27 protein-coding genes and 1 pseudogene are annotated in these 21755 nt (G+C 61.9%); 11 read left to right on the top strand and 17 right to left on the bottom strand.

Going from position 1 to position 21755, the window contains the following annotated elements; genetic code table 11:
- Complete coding sequence (locus HSR122_RS07865; RefSeq protein WP_229109032.1) at nt 1-264, top strand: C2H2-type zinc finger protein; 264 nt, start codon at nt 1-3, stop codon at nt 262-264.
- Here HSR122_RS07865 and HSR122_RS07860 read toward each other — a convergent pair.
- Complete coding sequence (locus tag HSR122_RS07860) at nt 261-1253, bottom strand: glutathione S-transferase family protein (RefSeq protein ID WP_229109031.1); 993 nt, start codon at nt 1251-1253, stop codon at nt 261-263. The two genes, HSR122_RS07865 and HSR122_RS07860, sit on opposite strands and share 4 nt — an antisense overlap.
- A gap of 64 nt (nt 1254-1317) precedes the next feature.
- Here HSR122_RS07860 and HSR122_RS07855 point away from each other — a divergent pair, with 64 nt between their 5' ends.
- Complete coding sequence (locus HSR122_RS07855) at nt 1318-1794, top strand: hypothetical protein (protein WP_229109030.1); 477 nt, start codon at nt 1318-1320, stop codon at nt 1792-1794.
- A gap of 89 nt (nt 1795-1883) precedes the next feature.
- Here the strand turns inward: HSR122_RS07855 and gfo6 are convergent, their stop codons facing one another.
- On the bottom strand, nt 1884-2969 hold the full coding sequence (gfo6, locus tag HSR122_RS07850; RefSeq protein WP_229109029.1) for a D-xylose 1-dehydrogenase Gfo6: 1086 nt from the start codon (nt 2967-2969) through the stop codon (nt 1884-1886).
- A gap of 651 nt (nt 2970-3620) precedes the next feature.
- On the opposite strand from gfo6, the gene HSR122_RS07845 reads away from it, so the two are divergent.
- The gene (locus HSR122_RS07845) at nt 3621-4895 is read left to right on the top strand and encodes an IS4 family transposase (RefSeq protein ID WP_229109028.1); all 1275 of its coding nucleotides are present in this window, start codon (nt 3621-3623) and stop codon (nt 4893-4895) included.
- 245 nt (nt 4896-5140) lie between these two features.
- Here the strand turns inward: HSR122_RS07845 and HSR122_RS07840 are convergent.
- Nucleotides 5141-5281 (bottom strand): annotated as a pseudogene (locus HSR122_RS07840) (dTMP kinase); the annotation flags it as partial.
- Nucleotides 5282-5546: 265 nt separating this feature from the next.
- Between HSR122_RS07840 and HSR122_RS07835 the strand changes: the two are divergent.
- Nucleotides 5547-6335, top strand: coding sequence for a DNA methyltransferase (locus HSR122_RS07835; RefSeq protein ID WP_229109027.1), 789 nt, complete (start codon nt 5547-5549; stop codon nt 6333-6335).
- Between the two features lie 295 nt (nt 6336-6630).
- Here HSR122_RS07835 and HSR122_RS07830 read toward each other — a convergent pair whose 3' ends face one another.
- The 4 genes from HSR122_RS07830 to HSR122_RS07815 all read right to left on the bottom strand — a co-directional run bounded on the left by HSR122_RS07830 (nt 6631) and on the right by HSR122_RS07815 (nt 10533).
- Complete coding sequence (locus HSR122_RS07830) at nt 6631-7887, bottom strand: RNA-guided endonuclease InsQ/TnpB family protein (RefSeq protein ID WP_229112195.1); 1257 nt, start codon at nt 7885-7887, stop codon at nt 6631-6633.
- A 292-nt stretch (nt 7888-8179) separates the two neighbouring features.
- Nucleotides 8180-8875, bottom strand: coding sequence for a hypothetical protein (locus HSR122_RS07825; RefSeq protein ID WP_229109026.1), 696 nt, complete (start codon nt 8873-8875; stop codon nt 8180-8182).
- Between the two features lie 134 nt (nt 8876-9009).
- On the bottom strand, nt 9010-10041 hold the full coding sequence (locus tag HSR122_RS07820; protein ID WP_229109025.1) for a helix-turn-helix transcriptional regulator: 1032 nt from the start codon (nt 10039-10041) through the stop codon (nt 9010-9012).
- A gap of 48 nt (nt 10042-10089) precedes the next feature.
- Complete coding sequence (locus HSR122_RS07815) at nt 10090-10533, bottom strand: ferritin-like domain-containing protein (protein ID WP_229109024.1); 444 nt, start codon at nt 10531-10533, stop codon at nt 10090-10092.
- A 151-nt stretch (nt 10534-10684) separates the two neighbouring features.
- Between HSR122_RS07815 and HSR122_RS07810 the strand changes: the two genes are divergently transcribed.
- On the top strand, nt 10685-11518 hold the full coding sequence (locus HSR122_RS07810; RefSeq protein WP_229109023.1) for a phosphoenolpyruvate hydrolase family protein: 834 nt from the start codon (nt 10685-10687) through the stop codon (nt 11516-11518).
- 1 nt (nt 11519) lies between these two features.
- Nucleotides 11520-12746 carry a Tm-1-like ATP-binding domain-containing protein gene (locus tag HSR122_RS07805; protein ID WP_229109022.1) on the top strand — a complete coding sequence of 409 codons (1227 nt, stop codon included), beginning with the start codon at nt 11520-11522 and terminating at the stop codon, nt 12744-12746.
- A 45-nt stretch (nt 12747-12791) separates the two neighbouring features.
- Here HSR122_RS07805 and HSR122_RS07800 read toward each other — a convergent pair whose 3' ends face one another.
- A complete protein-coding gene (locus HSR122_RS07800; RefSeq protein ID WP_229109021.1) occupies nt 12792-13070 on the bottom strand; it encodes a hypothetical protein in 279 nt (92 codons plus the stop codon).
- Nucleotides 13071-13174: 104 nt separating this feature from the next.
- Nucleotides 13175-13894, bottom strand: coding sequence for a DNA-directed RNA polymerase subunit epsilon (locus HSR122_RS07795; RefSeq protein ID WP_229109020.1), 720 nt, complete (start codon nt 13892-13894; stop codon nt 13175-13177).
- Between the two features lie 118 nt (nt 13895-14012).
- Between HSR122_RS07795 and HSR122_RS07790 the strand changes: the two genes are divergently transcribed.
- From HSR122_RS07790 to HSR122_RS07780, 3 genes are all read left to right on the top strand, one after another.
- Nucleotides 14013-14213: a dodecin gene (locus HSR122_RS07790; RefSeq protein WP_229109019.1), complete on the top strand. Its 201-nt coding sequence runs from the start codon at nt 14013-14015 to the stop codon at nt 14211-14213.
- Nucleotides 14214-14300: 87 nt separating this feature from the next.
- On the top strand, nt 14301-15161 hold the full coding sequence (locus HSR122_RS07785; RefSeq protein WP_229109018.1) for a shikimate kinase: 861 nt from the start codon (nt 14301-14303) through the stop codon (nt 15159-15161).
- Nucleotides 15119-15424 (top strand): chorismate mutase, encoded by a 306-nt coding sequence (locus HSR122_RS07780; protein ID WP_229109017.1) that lies wholly within the window; start codon nt 15119-15121, stop codon nt 15422-15424. Before HSR122_RS07785 ends, HSR122_RS07780 begins: the two co-directional genes overlap by 43 nt.
- 14 nt (nt 15425-15438) lie before the next feature.
- Here HSR122_RS07780 and HSR122_RS07775 read toward each other — a convergent pair whose 3' ends face one another.
- The 4 genes from HSR122_RS07775 to HSR122_RS07760 all read right to left on the bottom strand — a co-directional run bounded on the left by HSR122_RS07775 (nt 15439) and on the right by HSR122_RS07760 (nt 16867).
- Entirely contained in the window at nt 15439-15831 is a 393-nt protein-coding gene (locus tag HSR122_RS07775; RefSeq protein WP_229109016.1) for a type II toxin-antitoxin system VapC family toxin, read from the bottom strand.
- Nucleotides 15828-16088 carry an antitoxin VapB family protein gene (locus HSR122_RS07770; protein ID WP_229109015.1) on the bottom strand — a complete coding sequence of 87 codons (261 nt, stop codon included), beginning with the start codon at nt 16086-16088 and terminating at the stop codon, nt 15828-15830. The genes HSR122_RS07775 and HSR122_RS07770 overlap by 4 nt, the downstream gene beginning before the upstream one ends.
- Nucleotides 16089-16245: 157 nt before the next feature.
- Nucleotides 16246-16599, bottom strand: a complete 354-nt coding sequence (locus HSR122_RS07765) for a type II toxin-antitoxin system PemK/MazF family toxin (protein WP_229109014.1) — start codon at nt 16597-16599, stop codon at nt 16246-16248.
- A gap of 1 nt (nt 16600) precedes the next feature.
- Nucleotides 16601-16867, bottom strand: coding sequence for an AbrB/MazE/SpoVT family DNA-binding domain-containing protein (locus HSR122_RS07760; RefSeq protein ID WP_229109013.1), 267 nt, complete (start codon nt 16865-16867; stop codon nt 16601-16603).
- 80 nt (nt 16868-16947) lie between these two features.
- Here HSR122_RS07760 and HSR122_RS07755 point away from each other — a divergent pair, with 80 nt between their 5' ends.
- On the top strand, nt 16948-18009 hold the full coding sequence (locus HSR122_RS07755) for a hypothetical protein (RefSeq protein ID WP_229109012.1): 1062 nt from the start codon (nt 16948-16950) through the stop codon (nt 18007-18009).
- Nucleotides 18010-18011: 2 nt separating this feature from the next.
- Here HSR122_RS07755 and HSR122_RS07750 read toward each other — a convergent pair whose 3' ends face one another.
- From HSR122_RS07750 to HSR122_RS07740, 3 genes are read right to left on the bottom strand one after another with little or no spacing between them, the layout of a single operon-like run.
- On the bottom strand, nt 18012-19079 hold the full coding sequence (locus tag HSR122_RS07750) for an NAD(P)-dependent oxidoreductase (RefSeq protein WP_267491197.1): 1068 nt from the start codon (nt 19077-19079) through the stop codon (nt 18012-18014).
- Nucleotides 19054-19455: a type II toxin-antitoxin system VapC family toxin gene (locus HSR122_RS07745; protein WP_229109010.1), complete on the bottom strand. Its 402-nt coding sequence runs from the start codon at nt 19453-19455 to the stop codon at nt 19054-19056. Before HSR122_RS07745 ends, HSR122_RS07750 begins: the two co-directional genes overlap by 26 nt.
- Nucleotides 19442-19720, bottom strand: coding sequence for an antitoxin VapB family protein (locus HSR122_RS07740; RefSeq protein ID WP_229109009.1), 279 nt, complete (start codon nt 19718-19720; stop codon nt 19442-19444). Before HSR122_RS07740 ends, HSR122_RS07745 begins: the two co-directional genes overlap by 14 nt.
- 112 nt (nt 19721-19832) lie before the next feature.
- On the opposite strand from HSR122_RS07740, the gene HSR122_RS07735 reads away from it, so the two are divergent.
- The gene (locus HSR122_RS07735) at nt 19833-20279 is read left to right on the top strand and encodes a DUF5799 family protein (protein WP_229109008.1); all 447 of its coding nucleotides are present in this window, start codon (nt 19833-19835) and stop codon (nt 20277-20279) included.
- A 129-nt stretch (nt 20280-20408) separates the two neighbouring features.
- Here HSR122_RS07735 and HSR122_RS07730 read toward each other — a convergent pair whose 3' ends face one another.
- Nucleotides 20409-21647: an FAD-dependent oxidoreductase gene (locus HSR122_RS07730; protein ID WP_229109007.1), complete on the bottom strand. Its 1239-nt coding sequence runs from the start codon at nt 21645-21647 to the stop codon at nt 20409-20411.
- Nucleotides 21648-21755 lie beyond the last annotated feature (108 nt).

The raw sequence follows: 21755 nt of genomic DNA, 5'->3' as shown, positions 1-21755 counted from the left end.
ATGACCAGTGAAACGTACGACGTCCCGCCCGGAGAGCCGGTCTATGAGTGTCCCGACTGTGGACGACCGTTTCCGGAACGGCGGCTGCTCGCGTTACATCGCGGGCTCGACCATCCCGATCGTCTCGACGAAGCCGAACGGGACGCTTTCGAGTCCGCCTACGAGGCCGAAGCCGAGCCGCTCAGGCGCTACCGGATCGCCGCCGTCGGCGTGCTCGTGGTGCTGTACTTCGGGCTGCTGATGGCCTTTGCGCTACTGGGCTAGCGCGACTGTCTCGACGGCGGCTCGCCCGGCAGTTCGTCCCGGTCGTGGGGCTTCTCGAAATCCGGATCGGGGCCTTTCGGGACGATCCGCTTCGGGCTGACGTCGGGGTGGGTCGTGTAGTAGTGTTCCTTGATGTGGTCCATGTATACTGTCTCGGATATATTCCCGGTCGTATACACGTCCCGAAGATACGGCCAGAGATCGTCGTATTCCCGAATCAGTCGGTGATTGCACATGAAATGCGTGTGATAGACTTCGTCGAAACGGACGAGCGTCGTGAACAGACAGACATCGGCTTCAGTCAGGCGGTCGCCGGCGAGATAGCGCTGGTCGGCAAGTACCGAGTCCCAGTGGTCGAGGGCGTCGAACAGCTCCTCGACAGCCCGATCGTAGGCGGCCTGTGAGTCGGCGAATCCGGCGCGGTAAACGCCGTTATTGATCGGTTCGTAGATCTCGTCGATGATCCGGTCGACCTCCTCGCGATACCCCTTCGGGTAGAGGTCGACGTCACGGTCCGCGACGTCGTCGAACTCGGTATCGAGCATCCGCAGGATCTCTCTGGACTCGTTGTTGACGATCGTCTCCGTCTGTGTGTCCCAGAGCACGGGGACGGTCACCCGACCGGCCGTCTCGGGGTCGGCTCTCACGTACAGTTCCCGAAGATAGTCCGAGCCGTACAGCGAGTCCTCGGTACAGCCGTCCTTTTCGGGCGTGAACTGCCAGCCGTCCTCTCCGCGGTAAGGATCGACCACGTCGACGCTGATGGCGTCCTCGAGTCCGAGCAGTTTCCGCGCGATCAGTGTCCGGTGGGCCCACGGGCAGGCATACGAGACGTACAGGTGATACCGGCCGGCCTCCGGCTGGAACCGCGCGTCGGGGTCGTCGCGGACCCAGTCACGGAACGCCGTCTCCTGGCGCTCGAACTCTCCGTCCTCGTTGGTCGTCCGGTAGACGTCTGTCCGCCACTCGCCGTCGACGAGCATGTTCATTATGACTCTTCGTACGTCCGCTGGCCTGAAAAGCGGCCCAGTGACGTCGGTGTTACCGATTCGAGTGACTGATCTGATTTTGAAATCCCCCATAGTCTGGCAGTGGATACATACGAAATATTATAAAATAACACATATGGCGTCTCAAACACGGCGACAACTGCTCACAGCAGGTGGCCACACCGTTGCGATGCTCGTTGCAGGATGTAACGGGGACGGTACGACGATCGACACGCTGTCCGACGACATAACCCGGCCGATCGGCTCGAACGAGTCCGTCTCGGAGATCTACCTGTTCTGGAATGTGACGCTCTCGACCGACGCCGCTGCGGGCGAGTACACGAGCAGCATAACGGTCACGGACGCGATCGACGGGAAACGACTGACACGACAGTCGCCTACTCGGTCGAAGGCGGGACGGCTGAAAAGGACTTTCTGGAGCTGTTCGAATCGCTGGAACCCGACGATTCCTGATAGTGATGCGGTGCGGTCGCTGTCCGGCGATAGCAGTCGCTCACGGAGGGCCTCAGCCGGCCACTGAGGGCCGCCCAGCGCGGCATCCGGGCTGTAACGCCCATGACTCGGCTCCCTTCGCACACGGACGAGTCACTATGAGTCTGAACACGACGGTCACTCGACGGCTATGGGAATGCCGGTGGCTGCGGACTCGTACACCGCATCGAGGATGCGCATGTCGGCCAGTGCATGCTCGCCATCGGGGACAAAATTGGTGTCGGTCAGCAGGTGATGGCCGAAGTACGCGAACTCCTCTTCGAGTTGATGGACGGGATCGAATTCGATTTCCGACTCGACGCCATCGCGGACGAGTGTGAGTTCGCGGGCTTCCCGCTCGTAGAACGCGGGATCGAGTATGAGTTGTCCGTCGGTGCCAGTAATCTCAAGTCGGCTGGCGTGCTGTGCGTTCTGACTCACTGAACAGAGCGCGCGAACGTCATCGGGGAATCGCAACTGGAAGGTGGCGTGTTCGTCGACCTCTTCGAAGGGGTCATGCTCCGAGCGTGTGTGACCGTACACTTCCGTCGGGTCGGCGTCAAGGATGAACCGCGTCGTGTTGAGTGGGTAGATGCCGAGGTCCATGAGTGCACACCCGCCCGAGAGGTCGGGGTCCAATCGCCACTGATCGGTCTCCTCGCTCAACTCTCCGAGCATCATCTGTGACATGGTGCCGTGAATGTGGAGGACATCACCGATGAAATCCTCGCGGAGCAGTTCTTTGAGACGACGCACTGCGGGGTCGGTCTGCATCCGATATCCCACCATCAGGGGGATATCAGCGTCGTTGCAAGCGGTCACGAGGCGCCTCGCTCGGTCAAGAGATGCCTCCAGCGGCTTCTCACAGAGGAGAGCAGTGCCCTGATCGGCTGCGATTTCGGCATATTCGAGATGGTTCGCGTTCGGCGTCGCGACGTAGACCGCGTCGTACGCCTCGCTGGCCACCCCATTACGGAATTCTTCGGGCGTGAGTCCTATGAGATCGTGCTCGTTCGCGACAGTGGCCACGGCATCTGAGTCGATGTCGATTGCAACAGTCGCCTCGGTGAACCCCGAGCGCTCGATACCTGGAAGTGCCCACTCGCGGGTGAACCAGCCGAGGCCGACGACTGCAAGTCTGACTGTGTCGTCGACGGCAGTTGGATCGAGAGTCTGCCAGTCTCGGTGGGTGAACTCGTCGAAGTACTCGCCGAGAGAGTGCATGACGACTGGATGTCGACCCGGCACTGCATAATACCTTACTCTGCACGTTCAGAGACTCCCGAAATCCGTTATCGGTCGCATCGGCCGTCACTGTCCTCTACAGGCGGAGCAGGCCGAGTGCCTCGGGGTCGTACGGAAATCGAAGATTTCCGTGATGGGCGTGGGACGAAGTCCCACGAACCTGCGAACGGCGCAAGCGCCGTGAGCAGATGACGAGAATCGGGGATTCTCGAACCACTTGACCCCGAGGGTGAAGGCCGTACGCTCACTTTCACTTTCACCCCGGTAAGGCGATATTTAATACCCTTGGCGACAAATAGAGCTGTAACGGCCAGAGAACAACCCTCAAAATATGGAATTGAACATCTCAATTCCTTTGCTGGCCGTTCGGTAGTGTGGAAATGCGACTCCTCTCAAGACCGTCCATTGGGCGTGAGACGGGAGTTGTCGTGGGCTGGTGGAGGTCCAGGCCCTCACGGACACATCGGCGTGTTCGGGTGTTAATTCCAGCCGACCCATCTGGGAAGGTCGAGGGGCATCCGTCTTTAGCTAAGAGAAGAACCGCAGTACAGCAGTAGCTTATCGAGGCTTCTTTTCGAGAGGAATGAGGAGGTGTCGGTTGTGCACACTAAAACCTCCTCATCGAGAGTTATGCGTCGGCTCACTACACTGTTTCCCTCCGAGTTCCTCGAAGAGCACGCCGAGGAACTCGGCGTGGTCGAACGAGAGGGAAAACTCCAGGTTCCAGTCCTCGTGTGGGCGCTCGTGTTCGGCTTCGCCGCAGGCGAGAGCCGAACACTCGCTGGGTTCAGACGCAGCTACAACTCCACAGCTGACGAAACGATCTCGCCCGGTGGCTTCTATCACCGGTTGACACCGACGCTGGCGGAGTACCTCCGCGACCTCGTTGAGCGCGGTCTCGACGAGGTCGCTGTTCCCGACGCTGTTGACGCTGATATCGACCGATTCAGGGACGTGATGATTGCTGATGGAACGGTGTTGCGGCTCCACGAGTTCCTCTCTGATGAGTTCCAAGCCCGTCACGAGGAGCAGGCTGGAGCGACGCTCCACCTGCTCCATAACGCCACCGACAAGACAATTGAACGGATCGACGTAACAGACGAGAAAACGCACGACAGCACGTTGTTCAATACAGGTTCGTGGCTGCAAGGACGGCTCGTTTTGCTCGATCTAGCGTACTTCAAGTACCGCCGCTTCGCGTTAATCGACGAGAACGACGGCTACTTCGTGAGTCGGCTGAAGAAGAGCGCGAACCCGGTGATAACAGAGGAATTACGGGAATGGCGCGGGCGCGCCATTCCCTTGGAGGGCAAGCAGATCCACGATGTGGTCGATGACCTCTCGCGGAAGTACATCGACGTAGAGGTCGAGGCGGAGTTCAAGCGAGGACCGTACGAAGGGACGCGCTCGCTGGATACGAAGCGGTTCCGCGTCGTCGGCGTCCGCGACGAGGACGCCGACGACTACCATCTCTACATCACGAATCTGCCGAGAGAGGAGTTTCTCCCGGCAGATCTAGCAACGCTGTATCGGTGTCGCTGGGAAGTAGAAACGTTGTTCCGTGAGCTGAAGACACAGTACGAACTGGATGAATTCGACACAAGCGACCCGGATGTCGTGGAGATTCTGCTGTATGCGGCGTTGCTGTCACTGCTGGTGAGTCGTGAGCTGTTGGATCTGGTCACCGAGCAGGCTGACGATGAGATCGTGTTTCCGCCGGAACGCTGGGCGGCGACCTTCCGGTCGCACGCCCAGCTCATCCTCCACGAACTCGGTGAGTACCTTGGCTACTCGCCACCGCCGCTGTTGGAGCGGCTGATCGAAGACGCACAGAAGATCCACCAGCAACGACCGATCTTACAAGAGACGCTCGCTACCGCCACGCAACCGAGGTGTGAGTCTTAGCTAAAGACGAATGGGTCGAGGGGAATTACATTCCCTTGCCGGTGCGATGCGGCCCTAAACAGGGAAGCCTCGGGGCTTGTCCCCGAGGTACTTCACACGGTATCCCGGCTGATACTGTCGGCTGTAAGTTCGTAAAGATATTCGCCACCCGGGGTGGCGAACTCCTTCAGTTTGTTACAGCCGACAGTATGAAACATGCAGAGCCAATCAGAGTCGTTCACGGACGGTTTCAACGACATCACGCCGATCGAACGGGCGACTGCATCGCCGTACCACGAGTCGGTCGGTTCGAGCGTGAACGTCTCGACGCCAAACTCGGCTCTCCGGAGCGCCTCCCAGGCGCTCGTTTTGCCGCTGCCGTCGATCCTCTCCAGCGTGATGAGCATATCCGCATCTCGCGGCCCGTAGATCGACGGCCGAAACCACACATTCGGCAGTGAAGCGCTCGCTGACGCCGTGCAAGTGCAGGCCTAGTGGTTCCGAGGGATCGTCCTTGCTTTTTCCATTGAACGATTGCGTGGGACACTGTGATCGGACTCCCCATATTTGTGCAGAATAAAAGTTATAGTGTATATTATGATGAATCATCGGATATTAGGCCGTCGAGAGATTCGAAAACAGATTTATCCCCCCATCTCGTAACTGTGTGGCATGAGTGATGTCTCTTCCGCGAAATCTCGTGGGGACCTCGTTTACGAACTGCAGGATATGGAAGAATGGTCTGATGTAGACGCCGATATTGCGATCACTGACCCCCCATTCGGCCTCGAATTCGACGGAAAAGCGGGCAACTACAATCGTGATGTGTCGCGTGTGGTCGATGGATATGTCGAATGGGAGACGAACGAATATTCCGATAAGATAAACCAGTTGCTGGACGTTCTCGCACGGAACACGAACGCAAACGGCCAGGCGATCGTGTTCTCCGGGAAAGACAACAGTCACTTGCTCCACCAGATGGTGCTTGACCACGACACGTGGCGGTTAGAGGGAAAACTATACTGGGCGTATAACTTCGCCCCGTATTGCAAGAAACGCCCCGCACACAACGTGTACGAATTGTTTTGGATGGTGAAGGGCGACGACTGGTTTTATTCGAACGAGTGTTCGTTCGACCACTGTCAGGAAGGCGAAGCGAACCTGTCTGTTCTGGACATCAAACGGAATTACTTGAAAGAGATGCCAAAGTATCCGACGCGATTGCCACTGGAAGTCGTGGGCGTCTTACTCGAGCACTTTACCGAGCCAGGGGACAAAGTGTTTGACCCGCTGGCTGGGTCAGGAAGTGTTGGAATCGGGGCAGCCGGTCTTGGTCGAGAGGCGGTTCTTGGCGACTTGAACGAGAACGCGAAGCAGGTCTTTGAAACGACGGTCGAAGAACTAGAAAATAACGTTTTTCCCGATCATAACACCAGTCACGCCTCCCTGAGCGAATTCTGATTCCCCAAAATTGCGGCTGTCATCGCAACTCCACGCCTTCATATTATCGAATAAATATTCTAATACACCTGGGATCAGACTCGGCTGTAAGAGTGGTGATGCTGTTGTCCAAAGCGGTCGTGACCTCCTCCCCGTCGTGAACGGAGAGGGATCGAAGATCCCTCAGGCAGTCGGGCGTAGTCGTTCGAAAGGCGCGAGCGCCTTTCGTGATGACGAGAGAGCTTCGCTCTCTCGAACCACCCGACGACGACGGGGCTTCCCGAACCGCACCGCAAGCGTTGGGATATTTGCTGGTCTACGGGCAGACCTGTTCTTGAGGGGCGACTCGCCCCGTGGATTTGTCGAACAGGCGCACCGATGGCTGGGCCAGACAGCCGTTACTCCTATCCTCAGCAGGATTCGGAGTTACCGTCGCACGCATATTCTCCGCTGCATTCAGGTCGCTGTTCGCCACTAACTCGCAGTTTTCACACACGTACAAGCCACGCTCGACACGATTCGAATCGGCTTTCACCCCGCACGCACAGCAGGTTATCGACGTGGCCAACTCGTACTCGTCAACTCGTTCCACCTCAATACCACGTTCTTCGGCCTTGTACTCAATGTGACTCAGCACGGTTTCAAACGCCCAGTCATGCAGGCGCTTGTTCCCGTGCCGTCCCCAGTCTTCATCTTCGCGGATGTTCTTCGGGTGCCCAACAGCTATCGTCTCCACGCCCCGGTCTGCACATTGCTCCACGATGTCTTTCGACAGTGCGTGCAGGTAGTGAGTTTGTCGCCGGGATTTCTTTCGGCGTGCCCACTCAGCGTGGGCGCTTGGACCGTTTTCACCTTCTGTGTCATATTCTTCCTGGCGAAAGTAGTGGGCGTCTTCTTTCAGGGCATTGCCGGGATACAACAAGGTCTCGTCACCAACAGAGACAGCCGCAGTGTTGCAGATACCGAGGTCAACGCCAGCCGTCTTTTCACCAGTTGAGTCAGCGGTATCAATAGCGACTTTACAGACGAAGTGTAGTTCCCACTGCTCACCGTCCCAGACGATGCGGACTTGTTGTACGTCTTCGACGGCAGTCAGGTCTGCGTCTGGACCGGTATCGTATTCGCAGAGGATGAAGTCGCTCCACCCGTCTTTCAGGTTTTGCCCTTTCGAGAGGCGGACTTGCTGGTGTTTCGTATCGAGTTTGAAGCCATCTTCTTTGAACGTGATTGTTGAGCGTGGGCGTTCTTCACCGTGCTTGCGGTAGCCCGGTGGGTTGGCGTTTGGGTTGTCTTGTTCGAACCAGGACTGGAAAGCGCCAGCCAATTCTTCTACGATTGCCTGGCTTGATTGGGCGTTCAAATCTTTCCAGCACGGCTGGTTCTTCATATAGGACTTGAGCGGTCCTTCATCGGGTATGTCACCGGTTTCGTCCCAGATACGGTCAGCGGTCCACCGAGCAACGTTCCAGATTTTACTGCCGGAACGAGCGAGTGAATCAAGGTCGCACACGACACCCTCACGATCATTTGTGAGTGCCGCTGTAATGGTGCGTGTCGTGACCAGATTCACTATACATAGCCTATGACAGTATAATGATTTAATTGTTACGGGTCAGCGTGGAATATCCTGCCGGGAGAAACACTGTCGGCTGGGTAACGGAGCGTACGCGATTCACGCCCGCCCTGTTCGGTCCTCGGTTCCGACTAAGCGTCGGAACACCCGTCCCTCACGGGAAGGGGGGGATTCTCACGCTGAATCAAGATAGTGACCGTTGTACGTCCTTTCGGGATCGACCGCACGGAGTCGTGCGGTCGCCCGGTAAATCGTTACAACGGTCACTATCAGACGAATTTCGAAGGTGCCGTCACCGATTCGGGCGCGAGTCGTCGCTCGGCGGACCGGGGTCGCCAGGTCCGCCGGGGCCGCCGCTCCAGTTCCCCGGGACACCGGCCGGTGGACCACCGGGGCTGTCGGGGATGCCCATACCGACGTTGGGGCCGGCAATTCCGCGTGCGATCTCGGCGATTTCCCCGCCGCGCATCTCGCCGGCCTGCTCGCGGAGGCGGTCGACCCTGTCGATATCGAGCCCGGCAGCGGAACGTGCCTGTTCGGGCAACGCACCAGCAACAGCGCGGCTCTGATTGAGTCGGTGTTCGATCTGCTGGATACGGGAGGCGAGAGCCACCATCTTCGCTCGGTACGTGTCACGGTCGAGCGTGCCGTTCTCGTAGGCCGTCCGGAGTTCCTCGCGCTGCTGGCGGAGGTCGTCGAGACGGTCGGTCATGGCGGGCAACCGGTCAGCGACGACGGCTGCCTTGCTCGCGTTGCTCTCGGCGGCGGCGATCATCTGACCGAAGGCTCGCCCCTCGACCGCGCCGTCGATTTCGGTCTGTCCGACGGCGACGACGCCGGCGAGTTGAGCACCCGGAGCGATCGAGTCGTCGGCGGTCGTCTGTGGGGCGGATTGATTCGTTCCCGAGAGCGACAGTGCCGCCGCCGGCGTTACGAACAGTGCCGCGACGACGACCACCAGCGCCACTCGGGTCGGTAGTGAACGCATCGTACCCACCACTTGACGCTACAGACACCTATAAACAGCACACCTCTTCCCCCGATTAAGCGGGATTAAGCGGATTTCTATCCCGTCGCAGCCACCCGATCTCAAGTGAAACCCGACGTGAACGAACGAAATATTTATAACTCGCTCTCCTCGGGATCGACGAGGACGTTCTCGCGGCCGAGTCGGAAGACCTCGACGCGGCCGTCCTCACGGAGGGTCTTGACGACCTGGCTGGTCTTCGCGTCGGTCCAGTCGAACTCGGCGGCGACCTCCTGCTGCTTGACGCGTCCGTCCCGGTCGTCGAGCAGTCGCAGGACCCGTTCTTCGTTACTCAACAGTTCTTCGTCCGGCCCGGAGTCGGCTGTCGCGCCGGCGTCGCTGGCGCCTTCGGGCGCGGCGTCCGCGGCTTCGACGTCGCCTGTCGGTTCACCGTCGCGCGCTCGCCACCACAGGCCTGCGGCAACGCCCATCACGAAGAGGACGGCAACGGCACCGACAGCCAGCGTCGGGAACGAGGAGGCAGGGCTGGCGACGACCTGCGGTCCGTCGGGACCGAACTCGATCGGACCCTCCCAGACTGCGGTCCGGTCGCGTCGGTCGTCGGGCGTCGGTGAGACGGTGTCGGCACTGTAGCCGTTGGGCCAGCTGATCACGAGCCGACTGTCTTCTTCGAGGAAGAACCCGCCGAGAGCGTCGCCGGCACGAACCGTCTCACCGTCGATCGCAGCGAAATCGGTCCAGGAGAACCGATAGGTGACAGTTCCGTACTGCTGGAGGCTTTCGACGCTCGTCGACACCGAGAGGTTCTCGATCGCCATCGACCGGCCCGTAGCGTTCTCGGCAGTCCGTGCAGTGCGCTCCATGCGGTCGCGGAAGGCCGCGGTGTAGGTCGTGGTGTTGTCCGCGATATCGGCCTGGAGTTGCTCGAAGGCCGCCGTCTCGTTGTCCGTCGCGAGTTCAACCCGATAGGAGACCGACCAGACCGCGGTGCCGTCCGGCTCGAGACGTAGATCGAGGACGATGTTATCCGGGTCGAGGTCGCTCTGGGCGAACGTTTCCGCACCGAGTTCCGCGCGCGCATCGTCGCCGGCGAGGGCGGGACCGGCTGCGACGCCGCCCAGCAAGACCGCAGCGACGAACACAGCGCGAACAGCGGGGGAAGTCATCGGCAGCGAGTACGCCCTCGTCCGGGAAAGAGGTAGTGGCCGCGCGACCTAGAAGGACTTCTTGATGCTGAGGAACGCCGCCTTGTGTGCCTGCTCATCGGCGAGCAGTTCCGTCGCCAGGTCGGCGGTGACGTAATCGTTGGCTTCCTCTGCCGCTTCGACCAGCGCCTCGTAGGTTCCGATCGCCTCTTCTTCGGCTTCGATGACACCGTCGATGACTGCCTCAACGTCAGTGCTGTCTTCGGGGGGCTGGAGCATGTCCTGTGCCGGTTCGATGTCCATCGACGCCGGTGGCACCTCTCCGTAGTAGCGGAGCCGATAGCCCAGTTCCTCGGCGTGTCCCAGTTCCTCTTCGACGTCTTCCATCAGGTCCTCGGCGATGTCCTCGCCGTCGAACGTCTCCAGATAAATCGCGTTCGCGAGGTAGTTCATCACGGTCTCGACCTCATCGGCGTACGCCTGTCTGAGCAAATCAACGACTTCGTCTGACATTGCAGGTATCCTCTCAGGGGGCCACACAATAAATTGACGGGCCGAACTCCCGGTCGCTGGGAACAATAATGGTTAATATTTCACAATCTCGTGATGCGCCGAAGTTATCAAAAATTTGATGACAGTGGGATGTGACGGTAATACATGACACATGGAGTTCACACGTCAGGAGTCGCTCGACCGGCTACAGGAAACGGTATCGCACGGCGACCCGATCATCGGTGCGGGTGCGGGGACGGGAATATCGGCGAAGTTCGCCGAGCGTGGCGGCGTCGATCTGCTGATCATCTATAATTCCGGGCGCTACCGGATGAACGGTCGCGGGTCGTTGGCCGGGCTGTTGCCCTACGGTGACGCCAACGAGATCGTCGTCGAGATGGGTCACGAGGTCATCCCGGTCGTCGAGGACACGCCCGTGCTCGCGGGCGTCAACGGGACCGACCCCTTCCGGCAGATGGACGTCTTCATCGAGGACCTGAAACGGCGCGGGTTCTCGGGCGTCCAGAACTTTCCGACAGTGGGCCTCATCGACGAGGATAGCGGGTTCAGGCAGAACCTCGAGGAGACGGGGATGGGCTACGACAAGGAAGTCGACATGATCCAAGAGGCCGCCGAGCAGGACATGCTCACCTGCCCGTACGTCTTCACGGAGGAACAGGCCCGCGAGATGGCCGAAGCGGGGGCGGACGTGATCGTCTCGCACATGGGTCTGACGACCTCGGGAGACATCGGTGCCGAGACCGCGCTGGACCTCGAAGCCGCCGCCGAGCGCGTCCAGACACATCACGATGCCGCCAAGGAGATCAACGAGGACGTCATGGTGATCTGTCACGGCGGCCCGATCGCCTGGCCCGACGACGCCAGGTACGTCCTGAACAACACCGAGGGCGTCGTCGGGTTCTTCGGCGCCTCCAGCATCGAGCGCCTCCCGACGGAGGAGGCCATCGAGAACCAGGCCCGCGAGTTCAAGGAGATCGACCTCTGAGATGACCGTCGTCATCGTCGGCACGCTCGATACGAAAGGCGAGGAGATCGGATTCGCGCGGGACGTCCTCCGCTCGCAAGGGGTCGGCGTACACGTGATCGACACGGGCGTGCTGGGCGACCCGGAGATCGATCCGGACACTACTGCGAGCGAGGTCGCCGAGGCTGCCGACACGACGCTGGAGCGCCTCCGCGAGGACGCCGAGCGCGGCGAGGCGATGGAGGCGATGGGCGAGGGCGCGGCCGCGATCGCCCGGCAGATGCACGACGACGGCGAACTCGACGGTGTGCTCGGACTGGGTGGGTCGGGCAACACCTCGATCGCGACTACCGCGATGCGCGCGCTGCCGGTCGGCGTCCCGAAGGTGATGGTCTCGACGATGGCCTCCGGCGATACCGAGCCGTACGTCGGTGCGAAGGACATGATGATGCTGTACTCGGTGGCCGACATCGAGGGCCTCAACCAGCTCTCCCGGAAGGTGATCGCCAACGCGGCGCTGGCGATGGTCGGGATGGTCACGAACGAACCCGACGTCGCCGTCGCGGACCGACCCACCATCGGGATCACGATGTTCGGCGTCACCACGCCCTGCGTCCAGACGGCCCGCGAGTACCTCGAAGAGCGGGGCTACGAGACGATCGTCTTCCACGCGACCGGGACCGGCGGCAAGGCGATGGAAGACCTGGTGCGGCAGGGCGTCATCGACGGCGTGCTGGACGTGACGACGACCGAGTGGGCCGACGAACTCGTCGGGGGCGTGCTCAACGCCGGCCCGGACCGCCTCGACGCCGCCGCGGAGACGGGCACGCCGCAGGTCGTCTCGACGGGCGCGCTGGACATGGTCAACTTCGGGCCGCGCGATTCCGTCCCCGAGACGTTCGAGGACAGGCAGTTCCACATCCACAACCCGCAGGTGACGCTGATGCGGACCACGCCCGAGGAGAACGCCGAACTGGGGGAGATTATCGCCGAGAAACTCTCCGCGGCGACCGGACCGACCGCGCTGTACCTGCCGCTTTCGGGCGTCTCGATGATCGACATCGAGGGCGAGGACTTCCACGACCCCGAGGCCGACACAGCCCTGTTCGAGGCGCTCAGAGAACATCTGGCTGATTCCGTCGAACTGGTCGAGATGGAGACCGACGTCAACGACGAGGCGTTCGCGCGAGCGATGGCCGAGAAGCTCGACGAGTACATGCAGGAGGCGGGCCTCGGGCCCGACGAGTGAGCAGAACGCCGTAGCACATCCGTCGCCGCCCGGTTTTCGCCGCTGTCACACGTCTGGTGGGGCCCGGGTGTCTGTTGGGATAGGAGTCTCGTCTGACGCCACGTCAGGAGTGTCAGTGTCTTCGGGGACGACCCAGACCCGCTCGTTTCCGAACAGTTTACTCTCGATAACACCGTCGCGCTCGAGGGCACGCAACTTCTCGGCTACCGTCTCGTACGCATCTGAGACCACGTCAGCAACGTCCTGTGTGGTCGTCATTCCCCCGGCGTCGGTCATCTCCCCTCTCTTTACTGCCTCGACCAATTCTTGTGTATCCACTGTCATTATAGGCAAAGTACGGGCTGGGATCGAATAACTCTGCTGGCGTCATCTCCGGGATGAGGCGTGTAACCGATCGAGCCGGCCATTACCAGCAGTGGCGCCCTGGATCAGGCGTCCTCTGGCTGCTCGGAGCGCTCGCGGTCGTCAGTGACCGGCGGGAGGTTCGGATCGCGGAACGGCGACCGGCCCAGCACCGCCCCGTCGAGCCCCTGCTCCTCGATCTGCGTCTCGAGCACGCGCTTGAGGCGATTGATGTTCGTCGTCGTCACCTCTTGCTGATCGAGTAACTGTCGGTAGGTGTCGTCGTCGGTGATCGGGTCGTACAGTTCGTACAGCCGTTCCATGCTGTCGGCCGACAGCGCTGCCAGTCGCTCGTCGTCGTGCAGGCCGAGCTGGCGCTGTCGCTCGCGATCGACGACGTGGCTGACGACGACGAGCGTGACCGTGGGGACGGCGCGCTGGCTGCCGAACGCCGTGAGATCGAGATCGGCCATCAGCCCGAGCACACGATCGCGCTCCCAGGGCGTCAGATCGAGTCGCGAACAGATCGCGTGCGCGATCCGAATCTTGTCCAGCCGGTGCATGCGCTCGCTGTGGCCGGCCATCGCCGGGTGACGCTCCTCGTGGAGCCGGCGCAGGCGCTCGGGGATGTCCTCGTCCGGACCCTTTGCTCGGCCGATCAGCGTCGCGCTCGGCGTCGCAACGTCCCACCGGCGGACGCGCTCGTCTTTGACGGCCTCGGTCCTCGGTAGCGAACCGTCCCCCGGGCCGGAACTGACCCACGGCCCCTCGGACGGCTCGCGCAGTCCCTGATCCTCGTACCGCATACCCGTCTCTCGGGGTTCGGCGGGCAAGACTGTGGCGGTCGGTAACTATATTTGTTTTCCGTGACAATTATTCGGTGGCACGCGGCCCGCTCGGGAGTCGTGCCAGCAGGTGACCACAATGGTCTTCAAGAAAATCACGCTGATCGGGACGAGCACAGAGAGTTTCGAGGACGCGGTCGACGACGCTATCGAGCGCGCCGAAGCGACACTCGAGAACATCCACTGGGTCGAAGTCGAAGAGTTCGGGGTCGAGGTCGCAAGCGCGGAAGACCGCGAGTATCAGGCCGAAGCGGTCGTCGCTTTCCAACTCGAAGACTAGACCTCGCATTACGGTCCAGCCACACTCCGTATTTCCTTCCCGTTGCGAACCACCACCCATATATCCGGTTCGAACCCACCGACGACCATGCAGGGTCAGGCACGGGCACCGGCAGCCGGGACGGTACTCAACGCGCTCGCGACCGGCAAGGGCTCGGCGTTCGCTATCGACGCATACACGACCGCGACAGTGGAACTGCTTGACGATACCGAGGATGTGACCGGAGCGGTGGCGGAAGACCCCGACGCCGACACGCGGCTGATCGAGACCTGCGTCGAGTACGTCCTCGACGCCCACGGCGACCCGGAGACCTCGGGTGCACACGTCGAGACCGAGAGCGAGGTGCCGATGGCTTCGGGGCTGAAATCGTCTTCGGCGGCCGCCAACGCGACCGTCATGGCGACGCTCGACGCGCTCGACGCGACCGATCGGATGACCCGCGAGGACGCCGCTCGACTGGGCGTGATGGCCGCCCGGGAGGTCGGAGTCACCGTCACCGGCGCGTTCGACGACGCCTCGGCGTCGATGCTCGGGGGTGTCACCGTCACGGACAACACGACCGACGAGTTGCTCGCCCGAGAGGACGTCGACTGGAACGTGCTCGTCTGGACGCCCGACGAGCAGTCGTTCAGCGCCGACGCGGACGTCCAGCGCTGCGAACGAATCGCTCCGATGGCCGAACTGGCCTTCGATCTGGCCCGCGAGGGCGCGTACGGCCGTGCGATGACGGTCAACGGACTGGCCTTCTCCGCGGCGCTTTCCTTCTCGACGGACCCGATGGTCGAGGCGATGCCCCTGGTCGAGGGCGTCTCGCTGTCGGGGACCGGCCCGAGCGTCGTCGCGGTCGGGGACCGGGAGTCATTAGAGGACGTACGAGAGATGTGGGACCAACGGGACGGATCAACATGGCTGACAACGACACAGACAGCAGGCACCCGGACGAGATGAGCCTCGAGGAACTGCGCGAGGAGATCGAGACGATCGACCGCGAGATCGTCGAGAAGATCGCCCAGCGAACCTACGTCGCGGACACGATCGCACAGGTCAAATCCGAGAGGGGGCTGCCGACGACCGACGAGCAGCAGGAACAGGCCGTGATGGAACGCGCCGGCGACAACGCCGAGCAGTTCGACGTCGACGCCAACTTGGTCAAGGCCGTCTTCCGACTCCTGATCGAGTTGAACAAGGTCGAACAGCGCGAGAACAGGTAACTTCGCTCGAGGATTTAGTACGACCGTACTTCGAGGCCGTCGATACGTCCGAAGTGCTTCGCGTTTCTCGTGATAACCGGTTCGTCGTTGAGAAGCGCCGTCGCAGCGATAATACGGTCTTCTCGCTCGATCCGTTCGCCGTCATCGATTAGCTCACCGGACAGTTTTCCGGCTTTTCGCATCACAATGTGGTCAGCGTTCACGACGTGCTTCGTTTCCAGTATCTCGAGAACTCGCTCCCGCTTCGTCTCCGGCGTTTGAGACCGAACAACGCCCTCGTAGAGTTCCAAAACCGTCACGGAGGACAGTTTCTGTGGTCGCGCTTCTTTTTCGACGATATTGAGAAGTCGTTTCGTGTTTTCGTCGCCCCGGAGCAAGTCGATGATGAACGATGTGTCCTGAATCATTCCGACGTCTCGTCGTCTCCGGTTTCGTTTAACGCCGCTGCGAGGCGATCACTCCGTTCGCTGGACTTCGTTCGTCCGTCCTCGATAGCTGCCTCGAGGTCTGCCGCCTCGTCCTCGGAGAGAATTCCTGCGACCTCGTTCCACGACCGTTCTCCTGCAAGGCGCTTGACGGTCTCACTGAAGCTTTCTCCCTCCATTTTTCGGGCTTTCAGCCGCTCGTAGGCTTCCTCGTCGAGTGAAATCGTTTTCGTCGCCATCGTAGTACACAGTACTACATGCACACTTAAAAAACTAGTGCGAACCCTATCCGCCCGGTGGAACGGTGACCTCATTCCCCGAGAGACCGGCACCGTACACGAAACAGGGTAGTGAGTTATCGGCTTGAACAAGGCCGAGCGGCGCGAGAACAGGTAGTCACAGTTCTCGCAGACCGAGACTGTATTCGAGTGCCGTATCGACCTCCGCCATCCGGGCGTCCGGAACGGGACCGATATTCTCGGCGATGCGTTCCTCGACAGCGACTGTGCGGATCTGGTTGCAGAGGGCGATCGAATCCTCATGGAGCGGGGACTCGTCCGCCGGGACGTGCACCTCGAACGGATAGAGTCTGTCACCGAACGACGTCGAGAACGGGACGATAATCGTCGTCGGTGCGTTGTCGTTCCCGACGTCGTTTTGCACGACGAGACACGGACGAGTCCCCCGTTGCTCTGACCCCGTTGCGGGATCGAGATCGACGGTGACGACATCCCCGCGTCGAACACGCATGTTACCAGTCCGGCGCGTCACCGAGGTACTGGTTGGCTTCACTGGACACGCCGGACAGCTCCGCTTCGAGGGTTGCTGCTCGTGTCGCGTATCGTCGATATCCTTCGGCCAGTTCCTCCCGACTGACCGGCTTTTCGATGGTGATTCTCCCGTCTTCCTCGTGGATGAGTACCTCGTCTCCCCCCTGAATATCGAATTTCTCTCGAAGTTCCTTGGGCAGCGTGACTTGCCCGCGCTCTCCGACCTTGCGCTTTTCGGCTCGATCCATGCATATTCATATCATATTCATACTCAAAACGGTTTCGGGCCGACGAAAGTTATCATCCCGTAGCCCGAAACGGTCAGAAGATGCCCAGTCGGTTCCAGGAACTCCCGGGTTCGGCAGCGAGTGTCGTGCTCGTCGTCCTCTTTGCGGGCGCGGTCGTCACTGTCGTCGTTCTCGATCCCGGTGCAACAGCCGGTGCCGACGACGGCCCGTCCGTCGAGTCGGTCTCGGGCACCGGGACTGTCACAGTCACCTACACCGACACTTCCGGCGCGTCCGATCAGTTTACGGTCGCCGGCGTCGATCCGGCCCTCGCCAGCCCCGAACACGGCTGGGCGATCGTCGATCGGTCGTCGCTGCCCTCGGTGCTGCGTGCCGTCGATGACGACCCCGGCAACGGCGTGGTCGGATTCGGCGAGTGGGCGCTGGTCGGCGCGGTCGAGACGGCGACGGTTCCGATCGACGGGACGGAACTGTCCGTCGTCGTTCCGGCGGGGCGGGACGTCGATCCGGCCCGCAAAGCCGGGTTCATCGAGGCCTTCGCCGGCCCGTACCCGCTGTCGCCGAACGCCGATCGGAGCGTCGTACTCCTCTCGGTCCCCGACGCACTCCCACACGAGGGACTCATGTATTCCGACGACCGCGGATACGTGACCGTCGAGGCGTTCTGGGACGGCGACGCCCACAGCGTCTGGCTCCACGAGTACGTCCACGCGCGTCAGGACTTCCGGACCGCCGACGGCATGGTGTGGTTCCGGGAGGCCAGCGCCCGCTATCTCAGTGCCCGGTTCATGCAGGAGCAATACGAGGGTGTGACAGCAGCCGACCTCCGGGCGGAACTCGCCGCATCGCCCGGGGACGAACGCGTCGTCCTCGCGAACCGGACGACCTGGGCGGGGACGACTGACCACTATCACGCCGGCGCTCAGCTGCTGGCGGCCGTCGACGCCGAGATCCGTGCCGAAACCGGCGGCGAGCACGCGCTGGTCGACGTCTTCCGGGCGATAAACGCCGAGGACGAACCAGTCACCGTCGAGCGATTCGTCGGGCTCGTCGAACGGCGGACCGGCAGCGACGAGCGGTGGATCGCAGCCGCGATAGCGGGAGATTGGGCGGCTGTTCCGGCGAACAGTCGATCCGGGTAAGCTTACCGCTCGACGGTCACGCCGGCGATCGATTCGAGGTACTTGATCACGGCCGTCATGTCCTCGTCGCCGTGCCCCATCGCGCTGGCGGCACTGAACGACTCGCGCGCGGCAGCGGTCTGGGGCAGCTGGACGCCGATCTCGTTGCCCACCTCGTTGGCGTACCGCAGGTCCTTGAACTGCAGGTCGACCGGGAATCGGGGCTCGAAGTCCCGATCGGCGATGAGGTCGCCCTTGATCTCGAACAGCGGCGAGTCCACCGCGCCGGCCTCGACGACCTGCTGCATCGCTTCCAGATCCAGCCCCTGTGCGGCCCCGAAAGTCAGCGCTTCGGCGTACGCGCCCATCATATCGCCCAGCAGGAGGTTGACGAACAGCTTCATTCGCGCGCCGTCGCCGGCCTCGCCACACCGGACGATCGGCTCCCCCATCGCGGCCAGGACCCCCTCGACGTCGTCGATGACGTCGTCGTCACCGCCGGCGAGAACCGTCAGCGCCCCCTCCTCGGCCGGGCCGACCGTGCCCGAGACCGGTGCGTCGACGAACCGGGCGTTCTGCGCGCGGACGGTCTGGGCGGCCGCCTCGGTGGCTTCGGGCGTGACCGTGCTCATCTGGACGACGGTCGTCCCCGATCCGAGACCGGCGAGCAGTCCCGTCTCGCTGTCCAGCACGGCCGCCAGCGCCTCGTCGTCGGTGACCATCGTCACGACGATATCGGCCTGTTGGCCGACCGCCCGAGGCGAGTCTGCGACCTCGATACCGGCCTCGGCGAACGGCTCCGTCGGGCCGTCGCTGCGGTTGTACACGAGCAGGTCGTAGCCGGCCTCCTCGAGGTTCCAAGCCATCGGCGCTCCCATCGCGCCCAGTCCGATGAATCCGATCGTTTGCATGCGTAGATGGATTTTGGAGTGATTTCTGTAAGTCTCTTCTGATGGGGATTCGCGTGAACCGCTCTGGATCAAGTGCTGAGTCACCCGCTTTGTCCATCTGTCGATCCACTCGGAGACGAACTTGCTCCGATCGGTTGCGCTCGTCCCCGTGATCTCAATAGGTGTCGACAGCCACGCCATCGAGCAGCCGGAAGTCGTCCGTGTTCCGTGTGACGATCGTTGCGCCTTCCACTCTGGCGACGGCCCCAATCAACAGATCCCCTGCGAGGGAATTTATTTTGTCCCGATTGAGGTCCGTGTTCCGACGAAGCTCCGCCTCCAGTTCTCCGGCAGCAAAGGCGTGTTCGGATCGAAACGGAATGGTAGTCGTCCACCCGAATATTGACCGGATTTCATGTGGATTGAGCCGCTCTTGCATCACTCGTCCGACGGCGATCTCTTTGATATTCAGGGTCGTCGTCACGAACTCCGATTCGTCGTGTTGTTCGAGGTAGTCCGCGACCGCTTCTCGTCCCGCCCAGTAGTGGATGAGAAACGTCGTATCAAGCAGTTTCATCGTCAGCCCCGCGTTTCGTCATCTCACTGAGCGCCTCCTGTTGTCGCGCGGATAATCCCTTGCTCGTTCTGTCGCGTGAATCCGCAGCGATCGCTTCGAGTTCGTCGGCGTCTTCCGCAGCCAGTGTGCCGAACCCCTCACGCCAGTCGGTAGTCGTTTGGTCCAGGAGCCGGTCCATGAGGTCTGTAAAGCTCTCGTCTTCTCGTTTCCGGGCCTTTAGCCGTTCATATACGTCTTCTCTGAGACCGATCGTCTTGGTCCCCATAGTTTGTGTATGTGTACACAAACACAAATAATCGCCCGGTATTTTCAAACCCGAGACAGGCGACAAAACCGGTCGGGAAACGTTCATCGGGGCAGGGGACGAACACCCACGCATGAGCGACAACAGCTGGCGAGACATGCTCGCCGCCGAGCGGATGCGCGTCGACCAGGAGTTCGAGGACCGGGTCCAGTCGTCGTCGTTCTCCCGCCAGCAGTGGGGGCTGGTGATGACGGCCGTCGAGTTCGACATCGAAACCCCGTCCGACCCGGAGACGGCACAGCTGATCGCGGACACGAACAGTCTCCCGAGCGTCATGGGCCAGATCGAACAGATGGACGGGGGCAGCATGGGTGGTGCCGCGGGCGGTACGGGCGGTACTGCAGGCGGCGGGGGACTGCTGAGCAAACTCGCAAGTCTGCTCTCCGGTGGCGGCTCCGGTGGCGGGGAGCGCCAGCGTGAGGCCGAATCGCTCGCCGAGGAGTACGCAGAGCAACTCCAGGAGCGCCTTGAGAAACGCGACCGCTGGCAAAGTATCTGCGAGCAGGCCGCCGAGGAGTGACGACCCGCGACCGCGATCGGTTCTCGGCGGGCGCTCCGAAAGGGGAAGCCATACTGGTAGCTATACCATCTCGAAATGATCTGGCACGCCGTCGTGCCAGATATCGTCACGAACGTGTAGCCACCAGTATCAGTCGCTTCCGGAGTTCGCCGGCGGTGAGACCACGCCCGCGTCGGTCTCGCCCTGCGCGTCGAACTCCGCGACGAACGCGTCGAGCCGGTCGGGGTCGTCAGCGCCGGGCAGCCGCCGGTCGGCCGTCACGGACTCGGCCTCGACGCCGAGTCGGTCACAGACGAGGTCCGCCGTCGATTCGGCCATCTGCCGGTAGGTGGTCAACTTCCCGCCGACGACGCTGACCGCGTTCTCGATGCCGTCTTCGGCGTGATCGAGCCGGAAGAAGCCGCGCGAGATCCCCCGTCCGCCGCGCTCGTCCTCGTCGGGCGCGTACAGCGGGCGCACGCCCCACCAAGTACGGACTGTCGGCGCGTCCGCGACCGGCGGCAGCATCGCCGCACACTCCTCGACCGTCCGCTCGACCTCCCAGTCCGCCTGCGGGTACTCGTCCGGATTCTCGACTTCGACGCTGGTGGTCCCCAGGACGACTTCCCCCTCGTGCGGGACGACGATGTCACCGTCGTCCGGATCCCGGGCGCGGTTCAACACCGGTCCGAGTCCGTCGTATTCGACCGACAGCATCACGCCGCGGGTCGGCTTCATCCCGACGTCGAGGCCCGCCATCTCGGCGAGTTGCTCGGCCCAGGCCCCGGTCGCGTTGACGACGTACTCGGCCTCGATCCGGTCGTCGACGCTCCCGCCGACCGTGACGTGCTGAACCTGTCCGTCTTCGACGGTGACGTCTTCGACTGGTGCGTGCGTGTGAATCGTCGCGCCGTGATCCCGGGCGTCGGCCGCGTTCGCGGCGACGAGCCGGGAGGGGTAGATGACAGCGTCGGGCACCTCCATCGCCCGCTCGACATCCGGGGCGATCTCGGGGACGCGCTCGCGGACGGCCTCGGCGTCGAGCGTCTCGGTCGGGATCCCCACGTCTTCGCAGGCGTCTCGCTTTCGCTCGAAGTACTCGGGATCGTCCCCGGCGAGCTGGACGAACAGGCCGCCGGTATCGCGGATGCACTCGCCCGCGATGTCTTTGAGAATCCGGCTCTCGACGATACATTCCTCGGCACCGATCTGGTCGGACTCCGCGTAGCGCGCGCCGCTGTGTAACAGTCCATGCGAGCGCCCGGAGGTGCCGCTTCCGAGACCGTCGCGCTCGACGAGCGTCACGTCGACGCCCCGAAGCGCAAGGTCGCGGGCGATTCCGACGCCGGTTGCACCGCCGCCAATCACGAGAACGGTTGTCGTTCGCATACGTCCTATTCGGCCACAGCCACATGTGCTTGCCGCTAACGGGTATATTGGCCACCAGCGAGTCGGCGACACGTACAGTTATCAACGCACAGACCGTATCTGTCGTGT

This window comes from Halapricum desulfuricans, from assembly GCF_017094525.1.
GTDB classification, from domain to species: Archaea; Halobacteriota; Halobacteria; order Halobacteriales; family Haloarculaceae; genus Halapricum; species Halapricum desulfuricans.
Note: the sequence above shows the minus strand (reverse complement) of the source record. Positions and strands in the feature narration are given on the sequence as shown.